The following is a 14,009-nucleotide window of genomic DNA, read 5'->3' as shown; positions in this document are numbered from 1 at the left end:
GGCGCAGACTCGCGGCTGGAGCCCTGCTCGCTGTGCACGATCTGGATCAGGTTGCCGCAGGTATCGCCCAAAACTGCAGTGGTGACCGGGCCCATCTCCCGCGGCTCCTGGGTGAGGTGCACCCCGAGCTCGCGCAGCCGGTTGAACTCCGCATGTACGTCGTGCACGGCGAAGGATGTGGCCGGGATGCCGTCCTTGACCAGCGCCGCCTTGTACGGCTTCACCGCGGAATGGCCGTCGGGCTCGAGCAGCGGTTCGGTCCCGTCGAGGTCATCCGGTGAGACCACGGTCAGCCACCGGTCCTTGCCCAGTGGGACCTCGGCCTTCTTCACGAAGCCCAACACGTTCGCATAGAAGCGCAGGGCGAGCCATAGGCAAGTGGCAGATTGCCTATCAAGTCAGGCGCTCCGACGCTGCCCATCGAAGAGACATGCTCCCGCCCGCACGACAGGCCCGGTACGGTGCGGTGCCCGGACGCTTTCTGCCGGCCCACGGCTCTGACGTAGCCAAGCCCAACCGGGCTCACCGGACATGCGGCCGACACACCATCAGCGGCCGCTACAGCATGACCCGGCGGCAAACGGCTGTGCGAGAGACTCCCTCAGCGAGCGTCCTCGGCGCGTCATGAAGAAGCCGAGCCGCCTCTCCGGGGAAACTCTCGTCATGACCAACGCAGCAAAGGCAGTCCTCGAGGGCGGACCCGACGATCTCCCCGAACGGATCGTCTCCCTCACCACACCCGGCACCGACCTCAAGATTCCGTTCCGTGGCGGATACGAACACTTCAAGGCCACAGCGCGCCAGCAGGAAACCACCGAGGGCGAGCTGCCTGTCTACGAGTGGTGGGAACGCACAGAGATCCCGGGCTGATCACTCCTCACAGCACAGCCCCAGGCACAGAACCATCGGCACACGGGCACCACCCAACTTGCCTGACCACTTCCGCGGCCATGATCCCGTCCCCTCACTGACATGCCACTCATTCACCGCAACGGCGGTGGCTCTCATCACCGCCGACGCAACTGCACCGAACCCAGGCAACGGCAGGGAATCAGCGACCACAACAGCCCCGCCGTGGGCGGCAGTCCGCATCCGCGCCACTGCATCTCCTATACGTCCTGGAAGCGCAGTACGAATCGTCGTTGCCAGGGAGTTTCCACCGCGCGGCGGTGGTAGTGCCGGCGGACGAACGCCACCGCTTGGCCGGCCGGGACTCCGTCGAGGACAGCCATGCATGCCAGGGCTGTCCCCGTCCGCCCGTATCCACCGCCACACGCAATCTCGACGCGTTCGTTCGCCGCGCGCGTCAGAGCCTCTTCGACGAGGCTCCGCGCCTCCTGACGGTCCGGTAGCCAAAAGTCGGGCCAGCGCAACCACCGAGCATCCCAGGCGGTGGCTGGTGGCTGCTTGCCGAGCAGATACACCGCAAAGGACGGAGTCGGTCCCGGCGGCAGTGGATGACGTAGGCCCCGGCCGCGCACCAGCGCGCCAGAGGGAAACCGAATGATCCCGCTGTCTGTCGAGCTCCAGTTCTCCGCCACACGAGCAATCTACCGAGCGTCGACGGGCAACCGCGGTCACCGTCTCGACATTCCCCCGGACCGGCCGAGATGACAGGGCTCCCCTCAACTCTCAGGGCTCCAGCACAGTGACGGCGGTTCGACCGCTGTCCGGCAGTGACCCGCCCGCGCACACGGGAGGCACCAAGCCCCCCACCAGGACGGATACGCCGCAGCGCCTGATCGGCACGCCACACCTGGAAGAGCCACACCCCTCCCGAAAAAAATCTTCCGCCGTAGATGTAGAGATCTACTTTGCCGCTCCGTCCATGGGGTGAGTGCGCCACACTGGGCGCAGCAAACCAGGGAGTCGACATGCCGAAGTTCTTGCTCATGGTCAACCACGACGGCGGCGTCTTCGAGGAGCCCATGGACCAATGGGAGCCCGGCGACATCGCAGCGCACTTCAACTACTACGAGGTGCTGACCAAGGAGCTGACCGAGAGTGGGGAAATGGTCCAGTTCATGGCGCTCGCCGACCCCCGGCTGACCAAGATCGTGCGGTCGGACGGCAGTGCGGCGCCGCTGGTGACCGACGGGCCGTTCCCGGAGTCGAAGGAAGTACTGGCCGGGTTCAACGTCTTCGACGTCGAGTCCGAGGCCCGCGCCCTTGAGATCGCCGCGCGAATCTCCGCCGTGCCCGGCCCGGGCGGCGTGCCGACACAACAGCCGGTCGAGGTGCGACAGGTGATGAGCGACAGCCAGGGCGACCTGTGAGCGGTCCCCACTCCGTCGAGGACCTGTTGCGCTCGCTCGCGCCGCAGGTCCTCGGTGTGCTCGTGCGGCGGATGGGGGACTTCGACGCATGCGAGGACGCCGTGCAGGAAGCCCTCATCGCCGCCGCCCGGCACTGGCCCGAAGACGGCGTACCCGGCAATCCGCGCGGCTGGCTGCTGCAGACCGCGACGCGGCGATACGTCGATCAGGTTCGCAGCGAGCAGGCGCGGCAACGGCGCGAGGAGCGCATGGCCCAGGAGCCCGCTGCAGGCGACGTCCCCGCCGACGATGACACGCTCATGCTTCTGTTCATGTGCTGCCATCCCGCGCTCACGCCCGCCTCGGCGATCGCACTGACGCTGCGGGCGGTCGGTGGCCTGGCCACCTCCGAGATCGCGGGCGCCTACCTGGTGCCGGAGGCAACCATGGCGCAGCGCATCAGCCGGGCCAAGCAGCGCGTCAAGGCATCGGGCCCCGGGTTCGAGGTGCCCGAGCCCGGGGCGAAGGGCTGGGCAGCGCGGCTCCGTTCCGTCCTGCATGTGCTGTACCTGATGTTCAACGAGGGCTACGCCACCACATGTGGCCCCGCACTGCACCGGGCCGACCTGTCCGGCGAGGCCATCAGGTTGGCCAGACAGGTACACCGGATCCTTCCTGGCGAGGCCGAAGCAACCGGGCTGCTGGCCCTCATGTTGCTGACCGAGGCCCGCCGCCCCGCCCGCACCAGCACGGACGGCGACCTGGTCTCTCTGACCGAGCAGGACCGCACTCGCTGGGACCGCCGCCTCATCGGCGAAGGCGCCGCGCTGCTCGCCACTACGATCGGCGGCGGACCGCCTGGCGAATACCGGCTGCAGGCCGCCATCGCAGCCGTCCACGACGACGCGGCACACGCCAAGGACACCGACTGGCCACAGATCCTCGGCCTGTACGGACTGCTCGAACACGTGGCAGGGAGCCCGGTGGTCACCCTCAACAGGGCAGTCGCGGTTGCGATGGTCGACGGCCCGGGTGCCGCACTCGCGCTTCTCGACAAACTCGACACCGAGAACGGACCGCTCCATGGCCACCACCGTGTGCACGCTGTGCGGGCACACGTGCTCGAAATGGCCGGCGACATCCCGTCCGCACTCGTCCACTACCGTGCCGCGGCGGCCCGCACCACCAGCATTCCTGAACAGCGCTACCTGACCGCGAAAGCCGCCCGGCTGCATCACCACACGCGCAACTGAACGCCGGTTCCCCCTGGATACCCTCAAGCGGGCTTCCGAGGCCCGGATGGCGCCAGGCCACTGATCAGGCCCGCCGTCACCCGTGTCCCCCATGGCATCGGGCCTGCGTCAGGCCGAATCCAAGCGAACTCGAAGCAGTTCCCCTGGCCTGCACCAGGGCATGTGCCGATCGGCTCCCCCGTGTGTCGGGCTCCTCGCCGTAGGCGTCGGCCGCACGCGATGCTCAGGCGGTTGCGGCGACGAGCCACACAATTCCGACTGAGCGCCTCAGTTGGCCAGTCCGAGCACGACAGACGGCCCAGAACCCTCCGTCGGATTTCCGCCAGCACCTCATGCCCGACCGCGCCACGATGAATGGCATGACCAGCACCTATCAACCCCGGCCCATCACCCCCACCGCCCTGAAGGAGCTCCGCGTCCGCGACGACGCCGGGCGTCCGATGCACCCGTACATGGACGAGGAAGGCGGCGCCCCGCTCCGGTGCTGCCTGCGGCTCAGCGTCCTGGATGACCGGATCGCCCTCGTCTCGTACGCCCCGCTGCGTCGCTGGGCGGCCCGGACGAGTGCCGAGCCCGGAGCGTATGACGAGCAGGGGCCGGTATTCATACACGCCCAGGACTGCGGCGGACCGGCCCCGGACAGCACCGGCTACCCCTGGGCCCGACCCGGCGCCCTCCGTGCGTTCCGCCGCTACGACAACCGAGGGCGCATCATTGGCGGCCGCATGGTGGAGCTGCCGGAGGATGCCGACGCATCCTTCGACCGCGCCTTCACCGAAGCCTTCGCGGACCCGGATACCGCCCAGGTCCACGTGCGAGCCGTCGAATACGGCTGCTACCACTTCCGCGTGGACCGACCCTGACGGGCCCCGGGGGCGGGCCGTCGGCCACGTCGGCGCCCGCCCCTCGCTCCTCCGAATGACCGGGGGTCTACGACACCGCCGTCTCGATCACGATCCTGCCCATCCCGACCGTCCGAAGTCGTTCACCAGGCCCCCCTCGCCTCCTCGAGGACGCGCGCGCGATGCCTCACGCACTCGTCCTGGCCGTCGCCGGGGTCGGCCTGCTCGCCACGATCGAGGCGTCCCTGGCCAGTGCCCTGTCGGACCCCTCGTCAAGGGAGGCGGCCGTCGTCACCTTCCTCGCCACGGCCTCCGGTATGACGCTGCTCGGCATCGGGTCCGCGTTCTGGGGGCTGCACGCAGGCGTGCTCACCAGCGTCATCGCGTCGGTGGGACGGCGGCGCAGAGCCGCCGCATCCGCGCCCGCCCCGCGGCCGGTCACGGCAGCCTCGCGCATACCTGAGCGAACCTCCGTGTGAACACCGACCACGCCGAGACCGCCGCGCCCTCGTCGGCCAAGGCCTCGGTGTGCAGCCGGTCCCTGTCGAAGCCCTGCCCGGCCAGCCGCTCCCGGTCCCAACCGGCGATCCGGTCGGCCTCCGCCTCCGGGTGAAACTGCACGCCCCAGGCCCGCGCCCCGACCCGGAACGCCTGGTGGGGGCAGGCCACGCTGGATGCCAACCAGGAGGCACCCGGCGGGAGTTCGGTGATCGCGTCGACATGCCGCTCAATCGCGGGAACCGTCGCGCCGAGCCCGTACAGCAGCGGATCGTCGGCGGCTTCGGGGCGCAGCCGGATCTGTGTGCTGCCGAACTCGGGCTGCCCGTGACGCGCACGTACGCTGCCGCCCGCGACCTGTGCGAGCAACTGGCCACCGAGGCAGATGCCGAGGACGGGCGTGCCATCGTCCAGCGCCTGCGCGACGAGGCGGCGGGTGGCCGGGAGCCAGGGCGCGCGCTCGTCGTCGTCCGGCAGGAAGCCGCCGCCGAGCACGAGGAGCGGTCTGCCGTCGAGCGCTTGGGGCAGGGCCTCACCCTCGTAGGGACGCAGCACTTCGAGGCCGATTCCCGCCTCGCGCAGCCAGGCCCCGACCCGGCCGGGACCGCCGCTCCTGGTGTTCTGTACGACCACGGCGGTCGGCGGGCCCGGTGCGTGCGAGGTCGTCATCGCCTCAACTCCCCTGCTCGGCATCTGTGTTCGCTGCGTTGATCTCTACGTTGATCAAGCCAGCAGATCAGGGTGCGACGCGCGACGTCAACGGTCGGTCGGCCGCCTCACTCTGAGCGTCATGTCCCGCTTCGCAGCCGCCGGGACCCGCTTAACCCGCCGGGTCACGCTGAGCGCCGCCTGTCCTTGCACCTCGTGCGGTCACCCTCGACGACGGCCGCATCGTGATGGTGAAGGCAGCCCACGACCCGTCGGCGGTGCGCGCGGAGGCGGCCGGGCTTCGGTGGCTCGCGGTACTGGTTCCCACGGTGCACGGGTACGACGAGCGGTCCCTCGTCACGGATCGTGTGGCCGAGGGGCGCCCGAACCGACCCAGACACCGCAGCCCAGCCCGCCCGGGGTCAGGGCGCATGAGCACACAGAGCTCACGTGTCGGGGTGTCGTCAAGGCTCCGCGTCAGGACGACGGGGCGAGGACGCAGAACTCGTGGCCCTCCGGGTCGGCCAGGCATCTCCACGGGACGTCACCCTGGCCGAGGTCGAGGTCAGTGGCGCCGAGGTCCCGCAGCCGGGCCACCTCCGCCTCTAGATCGTCACCGGGGTACGGCAGCAGGTCAATATGAACGCGGTCCGGCACGGCCTTCCCGCCGGGCGTGCGAAGGAACTCGAGATACGGGCCGACACCCTTGGCAGAGCGCAACACCTCCTAATGACTTTGTCAAGCCGCGATCGTGACGGGGAGTTCACTTTGGAAGCACCTTCCGTCACGAATGAGTGCCCACAGAACGTTCACCCGGCGCCGGGCCAGCGCGAGCACGGCCTGGGTGTGCCGCTTGCCCTCGGCTCGCTTGCGTTCGTAGAAGCGCCGCGATTGGTCGCAGTTGCGGATGCTGATGAGTGCGGAGGTATAGAAGACGCGTTGCAGGCCGCGGTGGTAGCGCCGGGGGCGGTGCAGATTGCCGCTCATGTTGCCAGAGTCCCGGGGGACCGGAGCGACGCCGGCGAGGCTGGCCAGGCGGTCGGCCGTACCGAAGCGGCTCATGTCGCCGGCCGTGGCGGCGAGGAATTCGGCACCCAGCAGCGGGCCGATGCCGGGCATGCTGGAGATCACTTCGGCGAGGTCGTGCTCGCGAAACCGGGCCGCAATGAGTTTATCGGTCTCCGCGATCTGCTCGTTGAGGCTCATCACCTCCTTGGCCAGGGTGTGGATCACTTGCGCGATGACCTTCTCCCCGGTGACAGCGGTGTGCTGACGCTCGGCGGCTTCCAGAGCGGCGGCGGCCAGGTCCCCGGCGCCGCGGACCTTGCGGTTGCGCAGCCAGGTTTCCAGCCGCTTGACACCGGTGCGGCGCAGGGCGGCTGGGGTCTGGTAGCCGGTCAGCAGCACCAGCGGGCCGGTGTTGCCCAGATCCAGCCCACGCTCCAACGCGGGGAAAATGCCTGTGAGTTGACCGCGCAGGCGATTGATCCGGCGGGTCCGGTCGGCGTTCAGGTCGGCCCGGCGGCCGGTGAGGACCTGCAGCTCGACGGCATGCTCACTGTCCGGCCGCAGCACTGTGAGGTCCCGGCGCATCCTGGCCTGGTCCGCGATGACGGTGGCGTCCTTGGCGTCGGTCTTGCCCATGCCGCGGTAGCCGGCGGAGGCCCGGTTGACCGCCAGGCCCGGTATGTAAACGAGGTGCTGACCGTGGTTGAGCAGCAGGTTGATCCACAGGGCGGCCATGCCGTCGGAGACGTCGACCGCCCAGACCACGTCCTCGTCGATGGCCAGCACGTCAGCCAGCAGGGCCAGCAGTTCCGGTTCGTCGTTCAGTACCCGCCGCGACAACAGCCGCTCGCCCCCGGCCCCCAGGACCACACAGTGGTGGTGAGTCTTGCCGATGTCCGTACCCGCCCATATCTGGGCCACCAGTTCCTCCGGTCGTTCGATGTTCTGTGCTCCCGGACGACCTCGCCGACGTGGTCCTACTCAGCGACGCACCCGCAGGTGCTCGCAGCTCCTAATCAGTGGCCGAGTCGCCGTGAGACTCCGGGCGGCCAGGTGTCTCGAACCATCGAGGGCAACCGCATGAAAGCCATACCCGGAGTCTCTGGGTCTCCGGACCTTACGACGGCCCTTCCAACCCACCAACAAGGTAGGACCGCATGATCGTCAGTCACCTCGTGCAGGGTCCAGTCCATCGCCTCGCCCCAGAACCGGGCCATGGCCCGCGGATCCGCACAGTCGACCACCACCGCGGCAATCGGCCCCGTGTCCCGGTAGATCTCCCAAGGCTCCAGCACGCAGAACTCGTTGCCCTCCGGGTCGGCGAGGACCGTCCACGGCACGTCGCCCTGGCCCACGTGGGCGGGCGTCGCACCGAGAGCCTGGAGGCGCGCGACCAACTCCGCCTGATCGGCCACAGAGGTGGTCGCAAGATCGAGGTGCACACGGTTCTTTGTTGGGGTCTTGGGTTCCGGGACGGTAACCACGTCGACGCAGACGGCGACCGGGTCCGGCCAGACGAAGCCGCCGCCGGGTTCAACGTTGGTCACGCCGGGACCCTCGCTGGAAACACCCCAGCCGAGCGCCTCCGCCCAGAACCGGCCGACCGCCGAGTCATCAAGGGCCTTTATGTTCACCTGAACAGGTCGCAGTGCCATGCCGGTGATCCTATGCACTTTGCAACGACATCCGCAGGTACCGTCGCCCAACAGAGATCGACTCGCTCACCGGCCGCATTCCTCAGCTCACCGACCAGAGCGCTCGGCCCCGCCAGGTCAACTGCTCACTCGGCAGATGAAGTGGTAAGTCACAGGCCCTGAGGATGATGAGGGATACAGCGCGGCGTCAGTACTCGAGCTCGACGTAGTCGATGTCGGTGAACTCCACCAGTAGGTCGTCGGCCCGGCGTCCCCCGTCCTTGAAGTAGATCTCCTGGAGACCTTCGGCAACGATGGTGCGCAGCTGCTGTTCGGACGCGCCGGTCTGCCGGGCGTCGAACAGCCGTGCCGCATACGCAGCCGGGAGATGCTGGGTGATCCGGCGGATACGGCCGTCGTCCGTGCTGCCCGGGGCAGCAGTGAAGCCGAACCGGGCGCGGGTCTCGACGACGATGCCGCCCGTGGCGGCCGCCTGCTTCTGGGCCCGTTCGCGCACACGGGGCTGCCAGGCCCGGCGGACTTCGGCGGCGAGCCGGGCGGCGAGGTCTCTGCGCGGGTGCTTGAACTGCCCCGTCAGATACCGCTCGACCGTGCGCTGGGAGACTCCCAGGCGGTCGGCTGCCGCCCGGGTCGAACCTCTCTCACTCTTGACCAGGAAGCGCATCTGTGCCGGAGCGGTCTTCGGGAGCGGACGGGTGAACGAGGCCGCCTCGGCCCTCTCCAGGCTGTCGCCGATCTTCCCCATCCGGGTGTCCTACTCTCCGTCTGCCGCGGCGTCGGTGCCCTTGATGTGGCGGGCAGGGTTGTGGCCCTGGTCGAGCATCTTGACGGCCCACATCAGGTCCTGGGTGCCTTCGTGTTTGACCATGCCGGGGCTCACCCCGAGGCGGAAACCACCGGGCAGCGGCCTGCCGTCGGGGGTGTGCGGCAGGAAGTCCAGCGGGGAGGGTCCGTCGGACAGATACACAGCGCAGTCCGACAGGACCGCGATCGGGAACAGATCGGCCGTCGTGGCCAGCTTGACCATCTTGCGGTGCATGTTCACCCGGGCCGTCGAGATGACCGCGGCGCGGATGTCGGGCCGCCAGGTCGGGCGTGCCAGGGCGGACCACGGCTCGCCCGAGCGGTACTTCGCCCCCTGCGGGCGCTCCCTCAGCTTCCCGATCCCTCCCTTGACCGTCGCCTTGATCGCCGACAGCACCGCCACCAGTCCCGGGTCGGACTGCTTGTGGTGCTCCATCGCGGTCAGGAAGTCGTCCTCCGTCATCCCGGAACCGACACCGAGGTCGGCCATGGTCTCCTTGTACGCCTCGGCCAGGACCTTGTACCAGGGATCCAGATACGGGCCGGCCTCCGGGCGGATGTATGCCTCGGTCGGCTGGATCCGTGCGTCGAGGCCTTGCGTACTGATGAGTTCGGCGGCGTACGCGACGGTGGGTGTCGCGTACCAGGCGGGGCCCGTGGGTGGGGCGCCGTGCGGGGTGAACGGTGACGGCAGGCGCGGGTCCAGGGCGATCTCGGAGAGATCGACCAGCCAGCAGCCCGGCACCTTCTTGTCGAAGTCCGGTGTGGTGACGTGGACCGGTTCCCCGAGACCGACGATCAGGCGGTTCGCGGCGGCGAGGAAGGCGGTGTTCACGTCGATGCCGACCGCGAAACTCTTGACGCACTCCCCGTCCGTGAGCAGTTGCGGATCACGGAACCAGTCGAACGCCTCCTCGTCCAGGACCTCTTCGTTGGTACGCACATGGCCACGGGGGTACAACGCGGCAACCACGGGATGCTCATCCGGTGCCTCGGGCGGCGCCGGATCGACCGGGTGGGTGAGCGAACCGGGCACGGGTCCCGACGTCCACCCGCCCGACGCCTCGTCCGGGACCGCACGAGTCGGCGGGCGCAGCGCGGTCATCAGCTCCAGCCCCGCCACCGCCGCCGAGCCGCACGGGGTGATCACGCGGGCCGCGTACGTGCCCAGCACCTGGGCCAGCGCGGCCGGCTGAAGCTGATCGGCACTGCCCCAGGCTCTGGAATCCAGCGCCCCCCACGGCACGATCGCCAGCTGCACACACTGACGTCGACCACCCTGAACCGGACGGTAGATCCGCACCCACGGTCCGAACCCACGCCGCGTCAACCGCCACCCCGCTTTTGCGATCTGCTTGACCACCTTGTGGTCCTCGGGCAGACGCAGCGTGCGGCGGTCCGCCAGCTCGGCAGGCAGGCCGAACCGGGCTGCTGCGGAGGCGGTGAGCACGATCAAGGGGTCGGCGTCCCTGCCGTTCCGATGCAGACGAGCAGCGCCGAGTTTCGCCTCGGCGAGCGTCCAGTCGACGAGGGTGGAGATGTCCCTGGCGGGGCAGTCCAGGACGAGACCGCCAAGAGCGTAGGCCGCTCCGTCGCCGTCCAGGACAGCCAGCGGTCCGTTCACGAACCGGGGATCGGGAGAGGCCGACAGGGCGGATGAGGCAGGGCCCGGTTGTCTCCCGGGGGATGCGGCTTTCCTGGGGGCCGTTGTCCTGTTGGAGGCGGTGGCCCTCTCGGTGTCGGTGGCCCTCTCCGGGGCGGGCCGATACGGCACGGCGTTGCCCGTCGTGGCCCCCACGGCCCTGTCCGTGGTGTTCCTGCTCCCGGAAGCCTGCTCCTCCGTGGGCGTGCCCGTCACGGCACTGTCCGTCGCCGCGTTCGGCGAGCTGGTCGGCAGTTGAGGGGCGGCCGGTGCTTCGGCAACGGCGGCGAGTTGGGCCGCGATGCCGTCCAGCAGCTTCACGTACGCGGCCCGGGTTGCGCCCTGGGGCTCACTGCGGCCGGCTTCCCACCCGGCGACCGTCGTCCGGGTGACGTCGAGCGCTTCGGCGATCTCCGCTTGAGTGAGCCCGTAGCCGGTACGAAGGCGCGCCCGCTCGGCGGGCTCGGGCAGTTGAGTGCGGCGCGGCCCGGACTTGAGCAGGGCGTCGACGGGGTCGGGCTTGCTGGCCATACGGCGCTTGCTCCTTCGGTGTCAGTCCCGGTCGCTGCCGGAAGGGCGGTAGGGGGCCGCGTCCAGGAACTCGCGCAGGTGCTGGCCTGTGAGAATACGGGCGGGATTGCGTCCGGGGGGCAACGGGAGCCGCTGCCCCAGAGCCCACTGGAAGCGGGCGGCCGGAGTCAGGTCGAAGGTGTACTTGCCGCCCTCGCCGGCATCGGGCGCAGAATCGAGGATCCGGTACGCACCGACACAGACCCCGCCGTCGACGAAGGCCAGGAGGAAATCTCCGTGCCGGGCGACGGTCTGGGCCGAGAAGCGCCACCAACGGGCGGCACCGTCCTCAACGGTCCGGCCGGCACGGAGCGAGGACCTCACATCCACAGCCAGCATCAAGCCCCTCCCCACTCGCCCGCGCATCCGGCTGACTCAGTCGGTCGATCAGCCGATGAAACCAACCCTAGTACAGAACAACACTGTTTATAGCCTCATAAAAATGTTCCCTGCGGCCGACACGACGGCGACATCGGATCCAGCTGATCGGCAGGGCTGTTCAGCCCGTGACTGTGCAGGGGGCCTTTGTGAGGTTGGTGCTGGGATCCGACCGGCTCCTCGCACGAAAGGCCTGCCGCGACAGGACTCGGTGGAGAGTCTGTCGCGGCAGGCCTCGGAGACGGGGCACGGAGTCGACGGAGTCGACGGGGACCATGGCGTACGACTCCGCCGACGTGTCGCTGCCGTACCGCCGCAGCCGTCAGGCCGTGTGCAGCGTCAGCCCGTACCGGTTGAGGATCTCGTTGATCGGCTGGTGCCAGGTCTCACCACCACTGCTGCAGTTGCCCCAGCCGCCCGAAGTGACGCCCTGTGCCTGGTCACCGCTGATGAACGAGCCTCCCGAATCGCCCGGCTCGGCGCACACACTCGTCTTGGTCATCTGATAGACGGCGCCCTGGCTGTAGTTGACGGTCTCGTTCGTCGCCAGCACATTTCCGCAGTGCCAGTGGGATGTGGAGCCGGAGCGGCAGATGGAGGCGCCGATGGGAGCCACCGCGGAGCCGCGGACCAACTGGTCGGAGACGGTGCCCCAGCCGAGGACCACCGGCACGGTCCACCAGCCGTTGCCCACACTGACCCAGGCATAGTCGTCGCCCGGGAAAGAGGACCCTTGGAAGTTGCCGATGTACGAGCCGTCCCATCCGCTGACCCCGGCGCCCGGCTGACCGCAGTGACCGGCCGTGACGAAACCGCCGTACACGGAGAAGCCGATGGAACACCGCACGTTGCCTGTGTAGTACGGGTCGCCGCCGACCGTCCCGGCGGAGAACGTCTTCGGTGCCTCGGACATCCGCTGCACGAGCACCGGTCCGGCCCTGCGGGCCTGCTCGACGAACGCGCGGACATCGTTGTCATCCTCCGACGATGCAACGACGTTCACCACGACCCGGTTGGCCTTCGGGTCGACGTGCCAGCTGGCGACACCGTCGGGCGCGGAAAGCGCGTCGAGCTGTGCTTTGGCCGCATCGAGCTGACGCGCGCTGTGGGCCACCAGCCGGACTGCCGCACCGGTCGCGCGAACGGCATCAGCCTTCTTGTCACTGGTGAGGGCGACCGTGAGCTTGCCGGTTGCCGGATCGAACCAAGATCCGGCATACGACGGCCCTGCCGCCCGTCGAGCCTTTCCCTGTACGGCCGTTGCCGTCTTCTCCGCGGTCAGACGCGCCCGGGCCTGGCTCGCTGTCAGACCCAGGTCCTTCTGCATCGCGGAGAGCAGGCCGGCCGAGGCCGACGCCTTGGCGGTGGATGCGGGGGTGAAACTGGAGGTGGAGGTCGTGGATGCGGACACGGTGGAAGGGGCGTCTGCGGCGGAGGCGGGGGCGATGCCGGCCGTTGCCCAGGCTCCGAGCAGAAGTATGGCGGACAGACCGGTGCGTAACACTGTTGTTCGTCTCAAGGGAATGGACCCTTCTGTTGTTCCGACATCGGTGGGGGAGGAACAGCAGGCGTCCGAGACCTCTCACCTGAGAGCGCTCTCAGAGTGTGCCGCGACAGACTGTAATGCAGTGTCATCGTCAGGTCCATGCCACAATGCCTGACCTGGGGCCGGAGTCAGCCCGTCTCCAGGTCGCAGGCTCCGTCGCGGAACGTCAAGATCGACGGCTTGGTCTATTCACGAATCCCGACAGCAGATGTACGGCACTTCGGGAGGCGACCCGCCGCTGCCGAAGTCGATGTTCACGAGAACGGGTTCTGGCTCAGGGCAGGAAGCGGCGAAGCTCCGTCCAGATGAGAAGTTGATCCCGTGTTGGGCTGGGCTCGATGTGGTTGACGAGCCGGTCCAGGTGGGCCGTCAGGTTCTTGTGCCGCCGCAGGTCGCGGATCTGCTCGATGGCCAGGTCACGCCAGCGGCCGGCGAGAGCACTGGCTTGTGGGGGCGTGAGATCCAGTGCGGCGACGGTCTCGGACGCCAATGTCTCGGGGCTCCAGTCGGGATCCTTGTCGTCGGAACCGAGTTGGTCGATAACCCACATCCGGAGCATGAAGTCCTGCTGGACCGCGCGCGATTGATCTCCCGTGCTGTCACTGTGCATGCGCCGGTTCGCCAGCAGCAACAGCTTGGCCCACTGCCGGCGGACTTCCTGGGGCTGGTCGGAGTGGTAGGCATGTCCCTGCGCGACGATACGCACGGCCTCAAGCTGCCGACCGCGAGCGTCCATGGCGAACGACTGAAGAGGTTCAATCGCCCATGTGCTGAGATCTTGCTCTGGTCCTTGCTGATCTGCGCTGGTGCTCACCGATCCCCGCTCCTGGTCGTAGGCATGCCAAGACCGACGATCACAACCAGATCATAAGATCTTCGTCAGAGCCGAATAATGCGAATTTCCACAGCC

The 14,009-nt window shown here is 68.6% G+C and carries 14 protein-coding genes and 3 pseudogenes; 6 read left to right on the top strand and 11 right to left on the bottom strand.

Going from position 1 to position 14,009, the window contains the following annotated elements:
* Nucleotides 1-26 precede the first annotated feature (26 nt).
* Nucleotides 27-362 (bottom strand): annotated as a pseudogene (locus OHA03_RS42625) (VOC family protein); the annotation flags it as partial.
* Nucleotides 363-663: 301 nt separating this feature from the next.
* Between OHA03_RS42625 and OHA03_RS42620 the strand changes: the two are divergent.
* A complete protein-coding gene (locus OHA03_RS42620; RefSeq protein WP_267009296.1) occupies nucleotides 664-870 on the top strand; it encodes a DUF5988 family protein in 207 nt (68 codons plus the stop codon).
* Nucleotides 871-1,109: 239 nt separating this feature from the next.
* Here the strand turns inward: OHA03_RS42620 and OHA03_RS42615 are convergent, their stop codons facing one another.
* Nucleotides 1,110-1,541 carry a protein phosphatase gene (locus OHA03_RS42615; RefSeq protein WP_267009295.1) on the bottom strand — a complete coding sequence of 144 codons (432 nt, stop codon included), beginning with the start codon at nucleotides 1,539-1,541 and terminating at the stop codon, nucleotides 1,110-1,112.
* 333 nt (nucleotides 1,542-1,874) lie between these two features.
* On the opposite strand from OHA03_RS42615, the gene OHA03_RS42610 reads away from it, so the two are divergent.
* From OHA03_RS42610 to OHA03_RS42595, 4 genes are all read left to right on the top strand, one after another.
* Complete coding sequence (locus OHA03_RS42610; RefSeq protein ID WP_267009294.1) at nucleotides 1,875-2,276, top strand: YciI family protein; 402 nt, start codon at nucleotides 1,875-1,877, stop codon at nucleotides 2,274-2,276.
* Complete coding sequence (locus OHA03_RS42605) at nucleotides 2,273-3,508, top strand: RNA polymerase sigma factor (RefSeq protein ID WP_267009293.1); 1,236 nt, start codon at nucleotides 2,273-2,275, stop codon at nucleotides 3,506-3,508. The genes OHA03_RS42610 and OHA03_RS42605 overlap by 4 nt, the downstream gene beginning before the upstream one ends.
* Before the next feature lie 359 nt (nucleotides 3,509-3,867).
* A complete protein-coding gene (locus OHA03_RS42600; protein ID WP_267009292.1) occupies nucleotides 3,868-4,371 on the top strand; it encodes a DUF1203 domain-containing protein in 504 nt (167 codons plus the stop codon).
* Nucleotides 4,372-4,532: 161 nt separating this feature from the next.
* Entirely contained in the window at nucleotides 4,533-4,829 is a 297-nt protein-coding gene (locus OHA03_RS42595; RefSeq protein WP_267009291.1) for a benzoate/H(+) symporter BenE family transporter, read from the top strand.
* On the opposite strand, the gene OHA03_RS42590 is transcribed toward OHA03_RS42595, so the two are convergent.
* Nucleotides 4,789-5,517, bottom strand: a complete 729-nt coding sequence (locus OHA03_RS42590; RefSeq protein ID WP_267009290.1) for a type 1 glutamine amidotransferase — start codon at nucleotides 5,515-5,517, stop codon at nucleotides 4,789-4,791. The two genes, OHA03_RS42595 and OHA03_RS42590, sit on opposite strands and share 41 nt — an antisense overlap.
* Before the next feature lie 200 nt (nucleotides 5,518-5,717).
* On the opposite strand from OHA03_RS42590, the pseudogene OHA03_RS42585 reads away from it, so the two are divergent.
* Nucleotides 5,718-5,888 (top strand): annotated as a pseudogene (locus tag OHA03_RS42585) (fructosamine kinase); the annotation flags it as partial.
* Between the two features lie 85 nt (nucleotides 5,889-5,973).
* Here OHA03_RS42585 and OHA03_RS42580 read toward each other — a convergent pair.
* From OHA03_RS42580 to OHA03_RS42545, 8 genes and pseudogenes are all read right to left on the bottom strand, one after another.
* Nucleotides 5,974-6,219, bottom strand: a pseudogene (locus OHA03_RS42580) (VOC family protein); the annotation flags it as partial.
* Nucleotides 6,220-6,234: 15 nt separating this feature from the next.
* Entirely contained in the window at nucleotides 6,235-7,425 is a 1,191-nt protein-coding gene (locus OHA03_RS42575) for an IS110 family transposase (protein WP_267009289.1), read from the bottom strand.
* 95 nt (nucleotides 7,426-7,520) lie between these two features.
* The gene (locus OHA03_RS42570) at nucleotides 7,521-8,159 is read right to left on the bottom strand and encodes a VOC family protein (protein ID WP_267009288.1); all 639 of its coding nucleotides are present in this window, start codon (nucleotides 8,157-8,159) and stop codon (nucleotides 7,521-7,523) included.
* Between the two features lie 187 nt (nucleotides 8,160-8,346).
* On the bottom strand, nucleotides 8,347-8,904 hold the full coding sequence (locus OHA03_RS42565; protein WP_267009287.1) for an XRE family transcriptional regulator: 558 nt from the start codon (nucleotides 8,902-8,904) through the stop codon (nucleotides 8,347-8,349).
* 9 nt (nucleotides 8,905-8,913) lie between these two features.
* Nucleotides 8,914-11,136 carry a helix-turn-helix domain-containing protein gene (locus OHA03_RS42560; RefSeq protein ID WP_267009286.1) on the bottom strand — a complete coding sequence of 741 codons (2,223 nt, stop codon included), beginning with the start codon at nucleotides 11,134-11,136 and terminating at the stop codon, nucleotides 8,914-8,916.
* A 21-nt stretch (nucleotides 11,137-11,157) separates the two neighbouring features.
* Nucleotides 11,158-11,514, bottom strand: a complete 357-nt coding sequence (locus OHA03_RS42555; protein WP_267009285.1) for a hypothetical protein — start codon at nucleotides 11,512-11,514, stop codon at nucleotides 11,158-11,160.
* A gap of 361 nt (nucleotides 11,515-11,875) precedes the next feature.
* The gene (locus OHA03_RS42550) at nucleotides 11,876-13,057 is read right to left on the bottom strand and encodes a S1 family peptidase (RefSeq protein WP_267009664.1); all 1,182 of its coding nucleotides are present in this window, start codon (nucleotides 13,055-13,057) and stop codon (nucleotides 11,876-11,878) included.
* Between the two features lie 316 nt (nucleotides 13,058-13,373).
* Nucleotides 13,374-13,913 carry a hypothetical protein gene (locus tag OHA03_RS42545; RefSeq protein WP_267009284.1) on the bottom strand — a complete coding sequence of 180 codons (540 nt, stop codon included), beginning with the start codon at nucleotides 13,911-13,913 and terminating at the stop codon, nucleotides 13,374-13,376.
* Between the last annotated feature and the right edge of the window lie 96 nt (nucleotides 13,914-14,009).

It is taken from the genome of Streptomyces sp. NBC_00154 (assembly GCF_026342835.1).
Taxonomy (GTDB): Bacteria; Actinomycetota; Actinomycetes; order Streptomycetales; family Streptomycetaceae; genus Streptomyces.
The sequence above is the reverse complement of the archived record's forward strand: the minus strand, read 5'-3'. Positions and strand labels throughout refer to the sequence as shown.

Coding starts and splice junctions, on each gene's coding strand:
- OHA03_RS42620 (WP_267009296.1), top strand. CDS start 664: ATGACCAACGCAGCAAAGGCAGTCCTCGAGGGCGGACCCGACGATCTC.
- OHA03_RS42610 (WP_267009294.1), top strand. CDS start 1,875: ATGCCGAAGTTCTTGCTCATGGTCAACCACGACGGCGGCGTCTTCGAG.
- OHA03_RS42600 (WP_267009292.1), top strand. CDS start 3,868: ATGACCAGCACCTATCAACCCCGGCCCATCACCCCCACCGCCCTGAAG.
- OHA03_RS42595 (WP_267009291.1), top strand. CDS start 4,533: ATGCCTCACGCACTCGTCCTGGCCGTCGCCGGGGTCGGCCTGCTCGCC.
- OHA03_RS42590 (WP_267009290.1), bottom strand. CDS start 5,517: ATGACGACCTCGCACGCACCGGGCCCGCCGACCGCCGTGGTCGTACAG.
- OHA03_RS42570 (WP_267009288.1), bottom strand. CDS start 8,159: ATGGCACTGCGACCTGTTCAGGTGAACATAAAGGCCCTTGATGACTCG.
- OHA03_RS42565 (WP_267009287.1), bottom strand. CDS start 8,904: ATGGGGAAGATCGGCGACAGCCTGGAGAGGGCCGAGGCGGCCTCGTTC.
- OHA03_RS42560 (WP_267009286.1), bottom strand. CDS start 11,136: ATGGCCAGCAAGCCCGACCCCGTCGACGCCCTGCTCAAGTCCGGGCCG.
- OHA03_RS42555 (WP_267009285.1), bottom strand. CDS start 11,514: ATGCTGGCTGTGGATGTGAGGTCCTCGCTCCGTGCCGGCCGGACCGTT.